Here is a 15869-nt window from a genome sequence, read left to right as displayed (position 1 = left end):
GGTCGTGCCACCCATCTTGCCACGACTTCGTCCTTCGACGGGCTCAGGATGAGGTCTACTATTGCGCTGCGTCTTTTCCGGCCCCACTTATACCCCGCAACCCACGGAGACCCTGCGCATGAACCGTCTTGCCGCCCTCGCCATCGCCGCTTTCGCCGCAGTCTCCCTTGCCGCCTGTGGTGATAACCGCACCGTGGGCTCGGTCGGCGTCGATTGGACCGGCAATGACATTGCCATCGATGCGCTGGCCGATCCGGGGGTAGAGGGCGTGGTCTGCCACCTGGCCTATTTCAACCGCTCCTTCATCGATCGCATCAGCCAGGGCAATTGGTTCGAAGACCCCTCCTATTCCGCGCTCGATTGCTCGGTGGTCGGCCCGCTCACCATCGGCAATATTTCCCTGCGCCCCGGCGGCGAGGAAATCTTCCGCGAAGGGCGTTCGCTGATCTGGAAGTCGCTGCGCGTCACCCGCATTTATGATGCCGCCAACAATTCCCTGATCTATCTCGGCCATGCCCGCGAATTGCAGCAGGGCTCGGGCAAGATGAGCCTCTCGGTCATCCCGCTCAACGGCGAGGCCGTCACCTGGACCAATGGCGCCCCGACCCCCGCCTCCACCCCGGCCACCGTCAATACGCAGTAGACTGGCGTCGATCTTGAGGCTCCTGCCCTCCCTCCCCCTGCGGGAGGGAGTGTTTACTTTGGACGCCTTCAAGAACGCGGTGTCATCCCGGCGCAGGCCGGGACCCATCCTGAGCTGTCCGAACCCGCCGCCAGATCGCCTGATAAGCACCATTCCGGCGCCCCGCCCACACACCTTGCGGTCGCCGCAGCATCTCGGGATGGGCCCCGGCCTGCGCCGGGGTGACACCGTGGGTGGGGCGAGTCCCGAGTAAATACTCCCCCTCAAGGGGGAGGGAGGCGGATCGAGGTTTCCCGCCCCCATCCTGTCCCATGCCATCCCATTGGAACGCCATGGCGTTCCGCCAGCCGACAACATAAAAAGATTTCGCGCCGCTCCGCTTCTATCGGCGGCCCGCAATACGATACTCTTTGCCTAACCAGACGATCACCCGTTCAGGCGCACAAGGATCAACGATGGCCATTCTGATTGGCGATACCGCCCCCGATTTCACCCTCGAATCCACCGAGGGCAATATCCATTTCCACGATTACATCGATGGCTCCTGGGCCGTGCTGTTCAGCCATCCCAAGAATTTCACCCCGGTCTGCACCACCGAGCTGGGCTATACCGCCAAGCTCAAGCCCGAATTTGAAAAGCGCGGCGTCAAGGCGCTGGGCCTTTCCGTCGACAAGCTCGAGGATCATGCCGGCTGGGCCAAGGATATCGAGGAAACCCAGGGCACCGCGCTCAATTTCCCGCTGCTGGCCGATACCAAGGGCGAAGTCGCCCGGCTTTACGACATGATCCATCCCAATGCCGACAATACGCTGACCGTGCGCAGCCTGTTCGTCATCGGGCCGGACAAGAAGGTCAAGCTCAAGATCGAATACCCGGCCTCCACCGGCCGCAATTTCGATGAAGTGCTGCGCGTCATCGATAGCCTCCAGCTTACCGCCAAGCACCAGGTCGCCACCCCGGTCAATTGGAAGCAGGGCGAGGATGTCATCATCGTTCCCGCCGTTTCCAATGAAGCTGCCAAGGCCAAATACCCCGACGGCTGGAAGGAACTGAAGCCCTATCTGCGCATTGTTCCCCAGCCTCGCGCGTAGCGCGGGTTGCCTCGCGCGCTAAAGCGCGCGCTCGTTTTCTCCCTGATAACTGGGCGGCACCAACCTGCCGCCCTTTTCTTTGGGGGCTTCACCCCAGTCCCAATTCCGCCCGCAGTTTCCGCGTCAGTCGCGATGCGACCAGCCGATGCGCCTCGGTGATATAGGCCCTGATTTCATCCTCGCTCAGCGGCGAGCTGGCACTGATCGCCACCCACCCCGCGCGCGCCAGATAAGGCGCCGGCTGGATCCCCTCCAGCTCGGTCAGCAGCTCATAGGCCATGTCCGACACCTTGAGCGACACCGCGCCGGGCTCGGTATTGAGCAGCGCAAAGATCTTGCCGCCGACCTTGCCCACCGAGGCATTGCCCCATTGCCGCACCAGATTTGTGCCGGGCAGGCTCAAAATGAACGCCTCGAAAGGGGCGCGCTGCAGAATGGCAGGAATGGTGATGCTCAATGCTAACAGTCCGTTAACCAAAACGCCGATCCGGTGACCCGGATCGGCGCTCTTTTTTGCCCCTAAGAACCGTCGCCTTATTCGGCGGCGGCTGTAACGCCCGTCCCGATCGGACAGGACACTCCGGTGCCCTGCAACCCGCAATAACCGTTCGGATTCTTGGCCAGATATTGCTGGTGATAAGTTTCCGCATAATAGAATTCACCGGCCGGGGATATCTCGGTGGTGATGGTGCCTAGGCCCTTGGCCCGCAAGGCATCCTGATAGGCCTGCTTGCTGGCCGCGACCACGGCCGCCTGTTCGGGCGTCGTGGTATAGATGGCCGAGCGATATTGCGTACCCACATCATTGCCCTGCCGCATGCCTTCGGTCGGGTTATGCTCCTCCCAGAAGGTCTTGAGCAGCCTGTCGAGGCTGATCGCCTTGGGGTCATACACCACCTTGACCGCCTCTGTATGTCCAGTCTGGCCCGAGCACACTTCTTCATAGCTCGGGTTGGGGGTCGAGCCCCCTGATAGCCTACCGCGGTCACGATCACGCCCGGCAATTGCCAGAACAGCCGCTCGGCGCCCCAAAAGCAACCCAGCCCGAAATAGATGGTCTCGGCGCCGGCGGGATAGGGGCCCTTGAGCGCTGCGCCATTGACATAATGCTCAGCGGCCACAGGCATTTGCGTGATGCGGCCCGGCAGGGCCTCGGCGGCGGAGGGGATGGTCGTCGGCTTGGATTTGAAGAACATGGAATGCTTTCCTTTCATGCCAGATAGGCCAACGGGGTCAGATCTGGTCTTGCCGCACGAAGCGCTCGCGCCTTGGCGTCCGCCCGGCCAGCGCCAATACGATGCCGGGTATGCCGAACACGGCAAAAGCCGGATAGGTCAGCAGCGCATCGAGCGTCCGCTCCAGCAGTTCGGCAAAGAACCGGCTATCGAGGAACGCCCGTACCACGCCAAGGCTCGGTTCATGCAGGCTGGTCCAGGCATCGGCAAGGCTGGTGAACATCACGGCATTGGCGCCCAGCGAGCGGGTGCCATCGATAACCAATAGAACCAGCGCCAGGCCGATCAGCCAGGTGCCGGCAATTCTCAAGATCAGCCGCATTCCCGTTCCCTGTGCTGGACGGGGATAAGGTGTAGCCGGCTTACCCGTTCCTCCCGTGCACAAGTATTCTTTTGCCATGCCCACGGGTCTGCCTACAAGATGGGAATGCCCCGGGGAAAAACAATCGTCATCTCTTTGACGTGATCCCTTGCGCCCAGGCCGCTGATAAGTATATTGCGCCTCGCTCGCGTCGGCCCACCAGCCGGCCCCTCCGGCGATTCCAGCCCGGGGATAAGGCGATGCGGAGAGATGGCCGAGTGGTCGAAGGCGCACGCCTGGAAAGTGTGTAGGCGGGGAACCGTCTCAAGGGTTCGAATCCCTTTCTCTCCGCCATATCTTTAACGACTTGAAATTATTGTAATTTTGGCAAGCTGCGCTTCACGCATCAGGTTTGCCGGAGCCATGCTTGACCGCGTCCAGAATGACGCCAGGCTGAGTTTCCTTGCGCAATTCGTCCAGCTCATGCTCGACCCCGCTGGTGACGCCCAGATGTTCGGCGATGGCCTGGGTGATGGCGAGCAGCCGTGTGGTTTCGCCCTCGTTCAACAGGCCAACCTGCAGATCCAATTCAGCTTTTTCGTCGGCTTCCAGTGTCATCTGGTTCTGGTTGATCAGCACGAAGCTGGTCAGAAAGATCGCTTCGACCGAGGCAACCATGGCCAGCACCACCAGCGTAGGGTCCCAGCGCGGCACGCCCGGAACCCAGCCCAGATTGGCAATCACCCAGCACCCGAAAATCACCAGATGCAGGTAGACAAAGGGCATGCTGCCGGCAAATCGGCTAATCGCATCGGCAATCTTGTCGCTGGTACCGCGCTTGGCCTGCCGCTCGGCCTGCCATTGCCGGATCGATGCTATATTGCGCGCCACCGGCTCGGGAATGTCATCGGCCATCGCAGCCTCACCATGGCGCCGCAGCGACGGACTGTCTCGTGCCGCGCCGCGCGGGCGGTGTTTCCCGCAGCCGTTCGGCAAACCAGGGAATGGTCAAGGCAAGGCCTTCGGTGAGCGGCAGCCGCGGCTCCCAGCCCAGCACTTGCCTGGCCCGCTCGATATCGGGACGGCGGCGCTGCGGATCGTCCTCGGGGAGGGGGCGATGCACGATTTTGGACCTGCTGCCGGTCATCTCGAGGACCAGCTCGGCCAGCTCGCTAATGGTGAATTCGCCCGGATTGCCGATGTTCACGGGAAGGCCCGGATTGGGGTCGACATTCATCAAAGCGATCAGGCCAGCCACCAAGTCGCTGACATAGCAGAAGGAACGGGTCTGCTCGCCCGAGCCATAAATGGTCAGCGGTTGCCCGCGCACCGCCTGCACGATCAGGTTGGAGACGATCCGCCCATCATTGGGGCTCATGCGCGGCCCATAGGTATTGAAGATCCGCACCACGCGGGCATCGACGCGGCCGGCGCGCAGCATGTCGAAGCACAGCGTTTCGGCGGCGCGCTTGCCTTCGTCATAGCAGGCGCGTGGACCGGTGCAATTGACATGGCCCCAATAATCCTCGCGCTGGGGATGCTCCTCGGGATCGCCATAGACCTCGCTGGTCGAAGCCTGCAGGAAGCCGGCGCCATGCCGCTCGGCCAGGCGCAGCAGATTGCCCGTGCCCACCACGCTGGTCATCATCGTATGCATCGGATCGGCCTGATATTGCGGCGGCGAGGCCGGGCAGGCCAGGTTATAGACCTGGTCGATCGGCTCGTCGGCAACGAACGGATCGCAGATATCGGCCTCGATCAGCCGGAAGCCCGGATGATTGTGCAGCGGCTGCACATTGGCAATCGAGCCGGTCTGGAAATTGTCGACGCAGATGACGCGATGACCTTGCGCCAGCAGGGCATCGCAGAGATGGGAGCCGACAAAGCCGGCGCCGCCGGCGACCAGAATGGTCATATTGGGTTTGGAAATGTGCATCGGACGAGCCTTTCAGGCGGATGAACGGATAGCGCTCGCGCCGAGCATGGCGAGCAATTCGCCGGCGCGGGCGGTGGCGCTGTGCCGCGCCAGCACGTGGCGACGCGCGGCGGTGGCCATGGCTTGGCGCTGGGACGCGGTGGTCTGGCGCAGGGCGCGAACCACATCGGCGCTGTCGCTGGCGAGGACAATGGTCTCGGCAGGAAACAAGTGATCGAGGCCGGGCCAGATATCGCTGATCACGGGGGTGCCGCAGGCGCCGGCCTCGAACAGGCGGACACTGGGCGACCAGCCGGCGGCGACCATGTCGGCGCGGGTGACATTGAGCGTGAAACGCTGCCGGTTATAGAACGAAGAGTGCTCGGATGGCGGCACGTGCTCGATGCGCTCTACATTGGCGGGCCATTCGATATCAGGCGGAAACTGCGCCCCGGCCACCACGAAACGCCTGTCGGGCAATTGCCTTGCCGGCTCGATCAGCAGCCGCTCGAGTACCGGCTGGCGATCAGGGCTATAGGTGCCCAGATAGCCCAGGTCCCAGTGCTGGGGTTCCCCCGTCGGCCCATAGCGATCTGCATCCACCGAGCAATAGAGCGCCTGCGCCGAGCGGGCGCCGAATTGCTGTTCGAGCCGATCCAGCGTCGGCCCGCCGGAAAACGACATATAGCTGGTGAATAGCGGAATCTGCCGGGTGGCCAGATATTCCTCCTCGCCGCGGGCAAGCCTGGCCAGCGTCACTGGCGTGTCGATGTCGTAGAAATGCCAATTGGTCAGCGCCATCTTGTTCAGAGCGTCGATCACCGCAATGCCCTCGGGTACATAGGAACCCACAATGACCGCGCCCGCATTTTTCAGCTGTGGCGTGTAGCGCGCCAGCAAGTCCTGGACGCTGTCATAATAGGCCAGGTCGCAGAAATCGGGGTCGGGCAGGTCGCGATTATTGGCGTACCAAGGCACGTCGCGTTCGACGAACAGCACGCTTTTGCCATGGGCGCGCAGCCCACGTATCAAGGCGCGATAGGTGGTGGCATGCCCATTGCCCCAGGACGAGGACAGCGACAGCCCGATAATGACGATGTCATAGCGCGCACTCATTCGGCCGCCTCCACCTGCCGGCGCGCGGCCGAGCGGAACACGCGGTCCACCTCCTCGGCACGATGGGCGTAGGTGTGTTCGCGCAGCACCCGCTCCATGGCCGCTGCGCCGATCTGGCGGGCCCGCTCTGGCGTGAGTTCGCCCAGGATCGCGCTGACATCCTGCCCGTCGCGCGCCACCAGGATCTCGTCATCGGGCGAGAGGAACAATTCGATCCCCTCCCAATAATCGGTGATGATGCAGGCCCCGGCCCCGGCTGCCTCGAACACCCTGGTGGCCGGAGAAAAACCCGTTTCGGCCATGCTGGCGCGCGAAATGTTGAGCACCGCCTTGGGCGAGACGTTGAAGGCATTGTGCTCGGCCGTGCCGACATGGCCGAGATAGGTGATATTGGTGGGCATGGCCTTGTCGGCCCAGCCCGATCCGCCCAGCAGGAAGCGCTGCGAGGGCATGCGCACCGCGGGGATAAGGAAGAATTCCTCCACCCGCGCTTCGCGATCGGGCAGGCGATTGCCCAGAAATCCCAGATCGCCGGCAAAGCGCGGATCAGCCGCGACGGGGTGATGGGTGTGTGGATCGAGACCATTGTAGATCGGCACGCAATCCTGTGCCCCCATTTCGCGATAGGCGGCAATCACCGGCTCGCCGCCGCCATAGGTGAGCACCAGGTCGATCGATTGCAGCGCCTGGCGCAGGGGATGGTTGGGATCGCTGCGCAATTCGGCCAGGGTGGCCGGCGCGTCCACGTCCCAGAAAATGCGTAGCGCGTCCGGCGCGGCGTGCTGCAGCACCAGTTCGAGCAACAGGTCATCCTCGAAGCCGACGCCGCTGGCCTTGATGACGATATCGGCCTGCCGCGCTTCGGCGGTCACCTGCATCAGGGCCTCGACATTACCTTGGTAGACCACGACGCGGCACCAATCGGGCGGCTCGATATCGCGGTTCTGCTGCCGTTCATAGACATCGGGCTCGTAGAAGGTGATGTCGTAACCCTTCTCGGCCAGTGCCCGCAGCATGCCACGATAATAGGTGGCAGCGCCGTTCCAATAGGCCGAAAGAAGGCTCGATCCATAGAATGCGATTTTCATGACATGGTCTCCAGGGCGCCGGCCTTGCTGACGGTGCGGGCACTGCCGGTCCGGGTGAGAATGGCCAGCAATTGATCGACGCGGTGCCGGCAGGTATGGCGGGCACGAATGGTTTCGAGCCCATTGGCGGCGAGTTGACGGCCCAGGCTGGGGTCGGAAATGACCTCTCGCAGCAGGTCCTGCATCTGCCACCCGGTTCTGGCGAAGAGGAAGTCCTGGCCCGGACGGAACAGGCCCTCGGCATCGTCCCAGGGCGCCGAGAGCAGGGGAATGCCGGCGGCCAGCGCCTCGAATACCCTGATGGTGGGAATGCCAGGCAGCGATTCCACATAGGGCCGGCGCGGGATATGGAGGGTCACCCTGTGCCGCGCAAAGGCCGGCGGCACATCGGCATTGGCGATCCAGCCGCCATAGTTGAGGCCCGCCTTCCGCACGGCCGCCAGGGCATGGTCGGGATAACGCACGCCGCGCACCGTACCGGACAGGCCAAGCGCCGCCGCCGGCCGGATCAGGAATTCATCGATCTCGGCACTGCGCTCGCCATCGCCCCAATTGCCGATCCAGATCAGGTCTTTGGTCCGCTCGATATCGGGGAGGGGATGGAACAGCGCATCATCCGCCGCCTCGTGCCAGGTAAACACCTGGCGGCCCCAGCCGGCCTCGCGATAGCGCTGCCGCAGCGTTTCCCCGAAGGCCAGCACGCCATCGTAATCTTGCAGCATCAGGCCCGCTATGTCCTGCCGGGCCGAGACGGCTCGGTGATGGGTATCGTGGAACAGCAGGGTGAAGCGGGCGCCGTTACGGCGGATCTGTCCCAGGCGGGCCACCAGCGCCGGATCGGTCCATTCGTGGACGATGACCACATCGGCGTCGCCGATCACGGCGGCATGGTCGAAGTCCGCGCCATATTGTTGCGATTGCAGGCCCGGAAAGTCTGCGGCGAACCGCTCCACGGCCTGGCGCCCCTGGCTTTCGACCAGGTTCTGTCGGCTCCACGCATCCGCCGGCTCGAGGGCAATGGCCGAATGGCCGCGCCGCAACAGGTCGCGCATGACGCCGCGCAGGAAATGGGCATTGCCATGGTTCCAGTCCGAGACCAGCGAATGGGTATAGAACACGAAATGCATATTCACGCCTCCAATGCCGAGGGTGATTGCAACAGGCGCCCATAGACCGCGCGCATGGCGGCGCATTGCGCCTCGGGGGCGAAACGGGCTGATCGCTGGCGAGCCAGCGCCGCAAATTCGTGCCGCAGCGCATCGTCGCCCGCCAGCCGATTGAGTGCATGGGCAAAGCCTGCGGCATCATCCGGCGCGGCAAACAGCGCCGCCCCGTCCCACAATTCGCGATAGGTCGGAATATCGGCAAGGACCAGCGCCGCACCAGCCTTGGCGCCTTCAAGCGCCGCCAGCCCGAAGGGTTCGTAGCGCGATGGCGAGGCAACGATCGCCGCCTCGGCCATGGCTTGCGCTACCGCCGCATGGGGCAACTCGCCCAAACTACGCGCATTGCGGGGATGGAATTGTTGGCCATTGGGACCGGCGCAGGCGCCCGCCATGGCGACCGGCCATACCGAGCAGCGCGCCGCCTTGTCGAGCAATGCGCCATTCTTGCCCTCGTCCCACCAGCGGCCGGCGGCAAAGATCTTTGCGTGCTTGCGGGTGGGCGCAATGCTCGCGCGCGAAGCATTGTGGACGACGGACAGGTTCTCGATCGGGCCATAGCTCAGGCTCAATAGGTCGGCATGGGCCTGGCTGGGCGCCAGCACCATATCGGCGGCGTCAAAGCCGGCCCGATTGCGGCGCAATTGCCATTGCCAATCGGCGGGCAGGGGGACTTGCCGCACGGCCGCAAACCAGGTGACGACGCAGGAATGCGACACGACGATTGTGGGTACCGGCAGCGCCAGCCCACAGGCTTGCGAGGGCAGGTTGAGATGAACGAGATCGATGCGCTGCTGCTCGACCAGGGCGGCCAGCACGTCCGGGATGCGGTCGAGCTGAGCCTCCGTCTCGGCCAGCCAATCGAGCGGCGCGTCGAGCCAGATCAATTGACCGATCCGCTCCGCTTCGGCGCGCTGGGCTGGCGTGGGCGCGGGGCCCAGGCCGGCAAAGGTGAAGGTAAAACCGTGCCGCACCATGCCTGCGGCAAGGTCCATCGCATAGCGCCACACGCCGCCAACGGCATCGAGGGTCATCAGGATATGCGGCGGCGTCGCCGATACGGCGGGAGACAGGGCCGCGCTCATGCCCGCACCTGTTGCGCCGTCGGGCGCCCTTCGCGGTGGCCGAGCCAAGCGGCGAGATCGCGCAGCCCATCGCGCCAGCCGATGCGCTGCCGCCAGCCCAGTTCGGCCTTTAGCCGGCTGGTTTCAGCCACGAAATAAAGCTGGTCGCCCTCGCGCCAGGCCTCGTGGTGCAGCGTCAGCGGCGTGCCGGTAAGCTGCTGGATTTCGGCCAGCACCATATTGAGGCTGACCGCATTGCGCGGACCGCCGCCCAGGTTGAAGGCGCGGCCATGCACCTTGGCGATGCTGGCCAACACCGCGCGATAGGCGGCCACCGCGTCGCTGACATGCAGGATATCGCGCACCTGCTTGCCGTCGCCGTAAATGGTGATCGGTTCGCCCCGCAGCGCGCGGATGAGAAAATGCGCCACCCAGCCCTGGTCCTCGGTGCCGAACTGGCGCGGCCCATAGATGCAGCTCATCCTTAGCACCGCGGTGGGAATGCCGTAGGAGCGCTGGTAATCGAGCACATATTGGTCGGCGACGCCCTTGGAGCAGCCATAGGGCGTGCACAGCTCGAGGCGCCGGTCCTCATTGATGCCGCGCACGCGGATCAATTCGTCGGCCGGAGCATGCCGCCCATCCAGCTCGAACAGGCGCAGATCGTCCAACCCGCCATAGACCTTGTTGGTGCTCGAAAAGATCACCGGCGCGTGCCTTCCGGCCTTGCGAACCGCTTCGAGTACATTGAGCGTGCCCCGCGCATTGACGTCGAAATCCTCAATCGGGTCGTGCAGGCTGGTGGTCACGGCAGTCTGCGCTGCCAGATGAAAAACCGCGCTGGCACCGGCAAGCACTGGATCGATGGCCGCTGGATCGCGGATATCGGCAATGGCCACCTGCACGCGATCGCCGTGCCGGCGGCGCAACCAATCCAGGTTCTCGCTGACCCCGGCACGGCTCAAATTGTCGAGCACCGTCACCGCGTCGCCATCGCTGAGCAGCGCATCGGCCAAATTGCTGCCGATAAAGCCCGCGCCGCCGGTGATGACGATCGGACCGTCGAATTTTGTTGGTGTTGCTTTGGTCATGAAACCAGGCCTCGCTCTTCGAGTTGCCGCTTCATCTCCGCACCGCGATCCACTGCCTGCGCCTGTCGCACCCAATCGGCCAGCTCGTCCAGGCAGTCTTCGAGGCGGAAGCGCGGCTCGAACCCCAACAGGTCGCGCGCCTTGGAAATGTCGGCAAAGCAGTTGCGGATATCGCCAGATCGCGCCTTGCCCATGATGTCGGGCTCGAGCTGGGGTACGCCCATGGCGCGGGCCAGCATGGTGGCCACGTCGGCAATGGCATAGGCATTGCCGCTGCCGATATTGATGACATGCCCGGCCGCCTCGCGTTGTTCCAGCGCCAGCCGGAAGGCGCGGGCCACGTCGCGGACATGCACGAAATCTCGCCTTTGCCTGCCGTCCTCGAAGATCATCGGCCGCTGGCCGTTGATCAGCCGGGAGGCGAAATTGGCCAGCACGCCGGTATAGGGATTGGAGAGCGCCTGGCCGGGGCCGAAGACGTTGAACAGGCGCAGCGCTACGGCGTCCACGCCATAGGCCTCCCCGAAGATCAGCACCGCGCGCTCCTGCGCATATTTGGTAAGCGCGTAGATGGAGGCGAGATCGACCGACTTTTGCTCGTCGGTAGGCGCGGGAACCAGCCCAGATCCATCGGGCCCCACCGGATCCCAGCGGCCCGCCTTGATATCGACGCTGCGCCGCCGCACGGAGTCGATGCTGTCGCCGGCGCTGGTGTGATAGAGCCCCTCGCCGTAAACGCTCATCGAGGAGGCAACCACGATGCGACGCACAGGCATGTCGATCATGGCTTCGAGCAGGACGGCAGTGCCCAGATCATTGCCCCCGACATAGCGGGCGATCTCGTACATGGATTGGCCGACCCCGACTTCGGCCGCCAGATGGATCACGCCATCAATGCCCTCCAGCGCCTCGACCAGCGCCGCCTTGTCCCGGACATCGGCGCGGATGAGGTCGACACCCTCGGGCGCTGCGGCGGCGGCATCGCTGTGTACCTGGTCAATCAGGCTATCGAGAATGCGAACGCCATAGCCCCGTTCGCGCAATTCTTCTGTGACATGGCGCCCGATAAAACCGCAGCCGCCGGTGATCAAAATCTGTTTCATGATGCCCACTGCAAAGGTAAGTAGCTGCGGTAGTAAGCTTGCGTGCGGGAGCAGGGTTCCGGCTCGGCCCGGCGCTGCAGCCCGGCCCCGGCGCCAGCAATCGCCGCAAAGCGCAGTGAATCCGTTGCCCGCCCCTTCTCATGGCTGTTTGCCGGCAATCGGCAGGCGCAAAGCCGCAGCGGGCGGGGTTTTATCCTGAGTTAAACCGCACCCTGCTCCCCGCTCAGGGCGCAAACCACCTCCGCCGGCCATGGAGTCCCTTGCTGTGTGGCCCCATGGCAAAATCGCTGCCTCTGCTTGTCCGATCAGCCAGTGTTCCTGCCCGCCGCGCCAAGGAACAAAGCTTTCGCGTGGTGAATTGCTGCTCCAGGCGTTTGTCACAGACTGGATCGAAGGCGATACCTATGAAAATCGTAATTTTGGGCGCGGGTTATGTCGGTTTGACCACCAGTGCCTGTCTGGCCGAACTCGGCCATCAGGTGACGTGTTGCGATATCGATGCCGGCCGGGTGGCCGCGCTGAACCGCGCCGAAACCCCGATCTACGAGCCGGGCTTGGGCGATCTCATCAAGGCCCAGATGCAGGCCGGAAGGTTGGCCTTTGCATGCGACGCCAAACAGGCGGTCGGCACGGCAAACGCGGTGTTCCTCGCGGTAGGCACGCCCTCGAGCGAAGATGGCGATATCGATCTCTCCTATGTCGAGGCCGCCGCTACCGAGATTGCGCCTTACCTGCCGGAGGGTGCGGTCCTTGTGGTCAAATCCACCGTGGTCGCCGGAACGGCGCAGCGGCTGAAACGACTGGTCGATACGCGGCGCGGCCGTGACGATATTGCGGTGGCCTCCAATCCCGAATTCCTGCGCGAAGGCTCGGCCATCGAGGATTTCCTGCATGCCGACCGCATCATTATCGGCGTCGATGATGCGCAGTCCGAGGCATTGCTGCGCACGCTCTATCGCCCCCTGACCCGGGCCGGGGTGCCATTGCTGGCCACGCGCACCGTCAATGCCGAACTGATCAAATATGCCGCCAACGCCATGCTAGCGCTCAAGATCGGCTTCATCAATGACGTGGCCGACCTGTGCGAGGCGCTGGGCGGGGATGTAAAGGCCGTGGCCGACGGTATCGGCCGCGATCACCGGATCGGCACCGCCTTTCTGGCCGCCGGCCCCGGTTTTGGCGGTTCGTGCTTTCCCAAGGATACCCGCGCCTTTGCCAGCACCGGGCGGCGATATGGCCGGCCCCAGCCCCTGATCGAAGCGCTTATCGAAGGCAATGAAGCGCGCAAGGGTGCGTTGGCCCAAAGGATCATCCACGCCGCGCCCCGGCATGGCCGCGTGGCTATTCTGGGCACCAGTTTCAAGGCGAATACCGACGATGTCCGTGAGGCAGCGGCGCTGACCATCGTGCCGCGACTGATCGAGGCGGGATTGGAGGTACATGCCCACGATCCCCAACCTGGGGCCGCCAAGCGCCTGCTGGCCGCTGCCCATTGGCATGATACTGCGCTGGCCGCGACCCGCGACGCCGATGTCGCGGTGATCCTCACCGAATGGGACGAATACCGCACGCTCGATCTGACGCAGCTTGCCCGGGCGATGCGCGGCCGGTTGCTGCTCGATTTCCGCAATATCGTTGTAGCGCAGGAGGCCGCCCGCGCGGGGCTGGATTACCAGGGCCTTGGCCTTCCCGCGGCGCCATCCGCCCAGATCAGGCGCGGGCAGGGCGCCGCAGGCAGCCTGCGCGTCGCCGCCTCACCCGCATGACCGAAGGAGCATTATCATGAGCAGTTCCAACACCACGACCAGCCACGACGAGATCCGCAAATGGGCCGAAGCGCGCGACGGCCACCCGGCCAAGGTGGATACCGGTGGCAAGGGCGGCATCCTGCGCATCGATTTTGGCGAGCCCGAAGATAATCTGGAAGAAATCTCCTGGGACGAATTCTTTCAGATTTTCGACGAGAACAAGCTGGCCTTTCTCTACCAGGACCAGACCAGCGACGGCGGCAAGAGCCGCTTCAATAAATTTGTCAACCGCGATTGAGGGGCGGCGCCATGAACCGTGCCATTTTCCCCGCCGAACAGCTGCAGGCCGCCGTGGTGACCGGACCAGGCCTGTTCCGGATCGAGACCCATGACCTGCCCCTGCCGGGGCCTGACCAGGTTCGCATCCGGCTCGAAGGCTGTGGCGTTTGCGCGTCCAATCTCACCCCATGGGCAGGACCGGACTGGATGAAATTTCCCACCGAACCGGGCGGGCTGGGTCACGAAGGCTGGGGCATTATCGACGCCGTGGGAGCGGGCGTGACTGATCTGGCTATCGGCGATCGCGTCGCCACGCTGTCTTATCACAGCTATGCCAGCCACGACATTGCCGAGGCCGATGCCGTGGTCAAACTGCCGCCCGAGCTGGACGATATGCCGTTTCCCGGCGAGCCGCTGGGCTGCGCGATGAATATCTTCAAGCGCGCCGGAATTTCCCCCGGCCAGACCGTGGCTATTGTCGGCATCGGCTTTTTGGGCGCGCTGCTGACGCAATTGGCAATTGCTGCCGGCGCCCGCGTCATTGCCATTGCCCGCCGGCCGTTCGCGCTGGATCTGGCCGACAGACTGGGCGCCGAGCACACCATTGCCATGCAGGATCACTGGCAGATCATCGAACAGGTCAAGGAGCTGACCGGCGGGCAGTTCTGCGACCGGGTCATCGAGGCCACCGGCAAGCAATGGCCACTCGATCTTGCCGCCGAACTCACACGCGAACGCGGCCGGCTGGTCATTGCCGGCTATCACCAGGATGGTCCGCGCCAGGTCAATATGCAGCTGTGGAACTGGCGGGGCCTGGATGTGATCAATGCGCATGAACGCGATCCGGCAATCTACGCCCAGGGCGTGCACGAGGCGATTGCCGCGGTGGTCGATGGCCGGATCGATCCGATGCCGCTCTATACCCACCGTTATGGGCTGGACCAACTCGATGCAGCGCTCAATGCCACGCGGGACCGGCCCGATGGCTTCCTCAAGGCGCTGGTGCTTTATCCATGATGCCGGCTGCAGATTCTATGCGCGCCAGCGCGCCGCGTGTGGGCTTTCTCGGCACCGGCCGCATCGGCCTGATCCGCATGCGCTCGCTGGTGGAAGACGGCCTGGTCGTTCCGGCAATGATTTCCGATCCGTCGCCCGCCATGGTCGACGCGGCCCGGGCGCTGGCGCCGGATGCACTGGTCGCGGCGTCGCTAGACGAGATGCTGGAACATGATCTCGATGGGCTGGTCATCGCCACGCCCAGCGCACTGCATGCCGAGCAATCTATCCGGGCGCTGGAGCGTGGCCTTGCGGTCTTCTGCCAGAAGCCGCTCGGTCGCACGCAGTCAGAGGTGGCGTCAGTGGTGGCTGCCGCGCGTCAGGCCAATCGGGTATTGGGGGTGGACCTCTCCTACCGCCATACCGAGGGCATGCGACGGATCCGCGATCTGGTTCAATCCGGCGCGCTGGGAGAGGTCTTCGCGGCCGATCTGGTGTTCCACAACGCCTATGGACCGGACAAGCCGTGGTTCTTCGACAAGGCGCTGTCCGGCGGCGGTTGCGTCATGGATCTGGGCGTGCATCTGGTCGATCTGGCTTTGTGGACCCTGGGCTTTCCAGACGTGACTTCGGTCACCGGCCACCTGTTCAGCCGGGGCGCACCGATCGCCCGTGACGGCGATACGGTCGAGGATTTCGCCACCGCCACGCTTACCCTGGCGACCGGGACGGTGGTGCGCATCTCCTGCTCATGGCATTTGCATGCGGGCCGCGACGCGGTCATCGGCGCCGATTTTTACGGCACCAAAGGCGGCGCCAGCATAGCCAATGTGCGTGGTTCCTTCCTAGATTTTTCCGCCTATCACCATAGCGGCACGAGCAGCGTGGCGCTATCCGAACCGCCTGATGCCTGGCCCGGCCGGGCGGCAACGGCCTGGGCAAGCCAGCTCCGTGCTGGTGGCCGCTTCGACGCGGCGGCCGAGGATTTCACCATCGTGGCCGATGTGCTCGACCGCATCTATGCGCGGTAATCCGC

General features: G+C 64.0%; 15 protein-coding genes, 1 tRNA gene and 2 pseudogenes. 7 read left to right on the top strand and 11 right to left on the bottom strand.

The features are described 5' to 3' along the window. The first annotated feature begins 118 nt into the window (after positions 1–118). Both N8A98_RS08280 and N8A98_RS08275 read left to right on the top strand, forming a co-directional pair. Complete coding sequence (locus N8A98_RS08280; RefSeq protein WP_262170587.1) at positions 119–643, top strand: CreA family protein; 525 nt, start codon at positions 119–121, stop codon at positions 641–643. Between the two features lie 455 nt (positions 644–1098). Continuing rightward, positions 1099–1734 (top strand): peroxiredoxin, encoded by a 636-nt coding sequence (locus tag N8A98_RS08275; protein WP_262170585.1) that lies wholly within the window; start codon positions 1099–1101, stop codon positions 1732–1734. An 88-nt stretch (positions 1735–1822) separates the two neighbouring features. Here the strand turns inward: N8A98_RS08275 and N8A98_RS08270 are convergent, their stop codons facing one another. From N8A98_RS08270 to N8A98_RS08260, 3 genes and pseudogenes are all read right to left on the bottom strand, one after another. After that, on the bottom strand, positions 1823–2191 hold the full coding sequence (locus tag N8A98_RS08270) for an MmcQ/YjbR family DNA-binding protein (protein WP_262170584.1): 369 nt from the start codon (positions 2189–2191) through the stop codon (positions 1823–1825). A 77-nt stretch (positions 2192–2268) separates the two neighbouring features. Then, positions 2269–2930 (bottom strand): annotated as a pseudogene (msrA, locus tag N8A98_RS08265) (peptide-methionine (S)-S-oxide reductase MsrA). A gap of 37 nt (positions 2931–2967) precedes the next feature. Then, positions 2968–3291, bottom strand: a complete 324-nt coding sequence (locus N8A98_RS08260) for a hypothetical protein (RefSeq protein ID WP_262170582.1) — start codon at positions 3289–3291, stop codon at positions 2968–2970. A 243-nt stretch (positions 3292–3534) separates the two neighbouring features. On the opposite strand from N8A98_RS08260, the gene N8A98_RS08255 reads away from it, so the two are divergent. Further along, positions 3535–3624, top strand: a tRNA-Ser gene (locus N8A98_RS08255). A 45-nt stretch (positions 3625–3669) separates the two neighbouring features. Here the strand turns inward: N8A98_RS08255 and N8A98_RS08250 are convergent. The 8 genes and pseudogenes from N8A98_RS08250 to N8A98_RS08215 form a co-directional block, all read right to left on the bottom strand. After that, positions 3670–4185 (bottom strand): DUF1003 domain-containing protein, encoded by a 516-nt coding sequence (locus N8A98_RS08250; protein WP_113120984.1) that lies wholly within the window; start codon positions 4183–4185, stop codon positions 3670–3672. 7 nt (positions 4186–4192) lie between these two features. Then, on the bottom strand, positions 4193–5206 hold the full coding sequence (locus N8A98_RS08245; RefSeq protein ID WP_262170581.1) for a UDP-glucuronic acid decarboxylase family protein: 1014 nt from the start codon (positions 5204–5206) through the stop codon (positions 4193–4195). A gap of 12 nt (positions 5207–5218) precedes the next feature. After that, positions 5219–6301, bottom strand: coding sequence for a CgeB family protein (locus N8A98_RS08240; RefSeq protein ID WP_262170579.1), 1083 nt, complete (start codon positions 6299–6301; stop codon positions 5219–5221). Next, positions 6298–7389 carry a CgeB family protein gene (locus tag N8A98_RS08235; RefSeq protein ID WP_262170578.1) on the bottom strand — a complete coding sequence of 364 codons (1092 nt, stop codon included), beginning with the start codon at positions 7387–7389 and terminating at the stop codon, positions 6298–6300. The genes N8A98_RS08240 and N8A98_RS08235 overlap by 4 nt, the downstream gene beginning before the upstream one ends. Beyond that, complete coding sequence (locus N8A98_RS08230; protein ID WP_262170577.1) at positions 7386–8516, bottom strand: CgeB family protein; 1131 nt, start codon at positions 8514–8516, stop codon at positions 7386–7388. The genes N8A98_RS08235 and N8A98_RS08230 overlap by 4 nt, the downstream gene beginning before the upstream one ends. Before the next feature lie 2 nt (positions 8517–8518). Continuing rightward, on the bottom strand, positions 8519–9637 hold the full coding sequence (locus tag N8A98_RS08225) for a glycosyltransferase family 4 protein (RefSeq protein ID WP_262170575.1): 1119 nt from the start codon (positions 9635–9637) through the stop codon (positions 8519–8521). Beyond that, a pseudogene (locus N8A98_RS08220) lies at positions 9634–10698 on the bottom strand (NAD-dependent epimerase/dehydratase family protein); the annotation flags it as partial. The gene N8A98_RS08225 and the pseudogene N8A98_RS08220, both read right to left, overlap by 4 nt. Positions 10699–10703: 5 nt before the next feature. Beyond that, the gene (locus N8A98_RS08215; RefSeq protein ID WP_262170574.1) at positions 10704–11810 is read right to left on the bottom strand and encodes an NAD-dependent epimerase/dehydratase family protein; all 1107 of its coding nucleotides are present in this window, start codon (positions 11808–11810) and stop codon (positions 10704–10706) included. Positions 11811–12214: 404 nt separating this feature from the next. Between N8A98_RS08215 and N8A98_RS08210 the strand changes: the two genes are divergently transcribed. Genes N8A98_RS08210 through N8A98_RS08195 form a run of 4 tightly spaced genes read left to right on the top strand, consistent with a single transcriptional unit; the run spans position 12215 to position 15864 of the window. Beyond that, positions 12215–13576: a UDP-glucose dehydrogenase family protein gene (locus N8A98_RS08210; RefSeq protein WP_262170572.1), complete on the top strand. Its 1362-nt coding sequence runs from the start codon at positions 12215–12217 to the stop codon at positions 13574–13576. 16 nt (positions 13577–13592) lie between these two features. Continuing rightward, positions 13593–13856, top strand: coding sequence for a hypothetical protein (locus tag N8A98_RS08205; RefSeq protein ID WP_262170571.1), 264 nt, complete (start codon positions 13593–13595; stop codon positions 13854–13856). Between the two features lie 11 nt (positions 13857–13867). Further along, positions 13868–14854, top strand: coding sequence for an MDR/zinc-dependent alcohol dehydrogenase-like family protein (locus N8A98_RS08200; protein ID WP_262170569.1), 987 nt, complete (start codon positions 13868–13870; stop codon positions 14852–14854). After that, a complete protein-coding gene (locus N8A98_RS08195; protein ID WP_449240170.1) occupies positions 14851–15864 on the top strand; it encodes a Gfo/Idh/MocA family protein in 1014 nt (337 codons plus the stop codon). Before N8A98_RS08200 ends, N8A98_RS08195 begins: the two co-directional genes overlap by 4 nt. Positions 15865–15869: the final 5 nt, after the last annotated feature.

The sequence above is a fragment of the Devosia neptuniae genome (assembly GCF_025452235.1).
In the GTDB taxonomy this organism is placed as follows: Bacteria; Pseudomonadota; Alphaproteobacteria; order Rhizobiales; family Devosiaceae; genus Devosia.
This window is presented reverse-complemented; position numbering and strand designations above follow the sequence as displayed.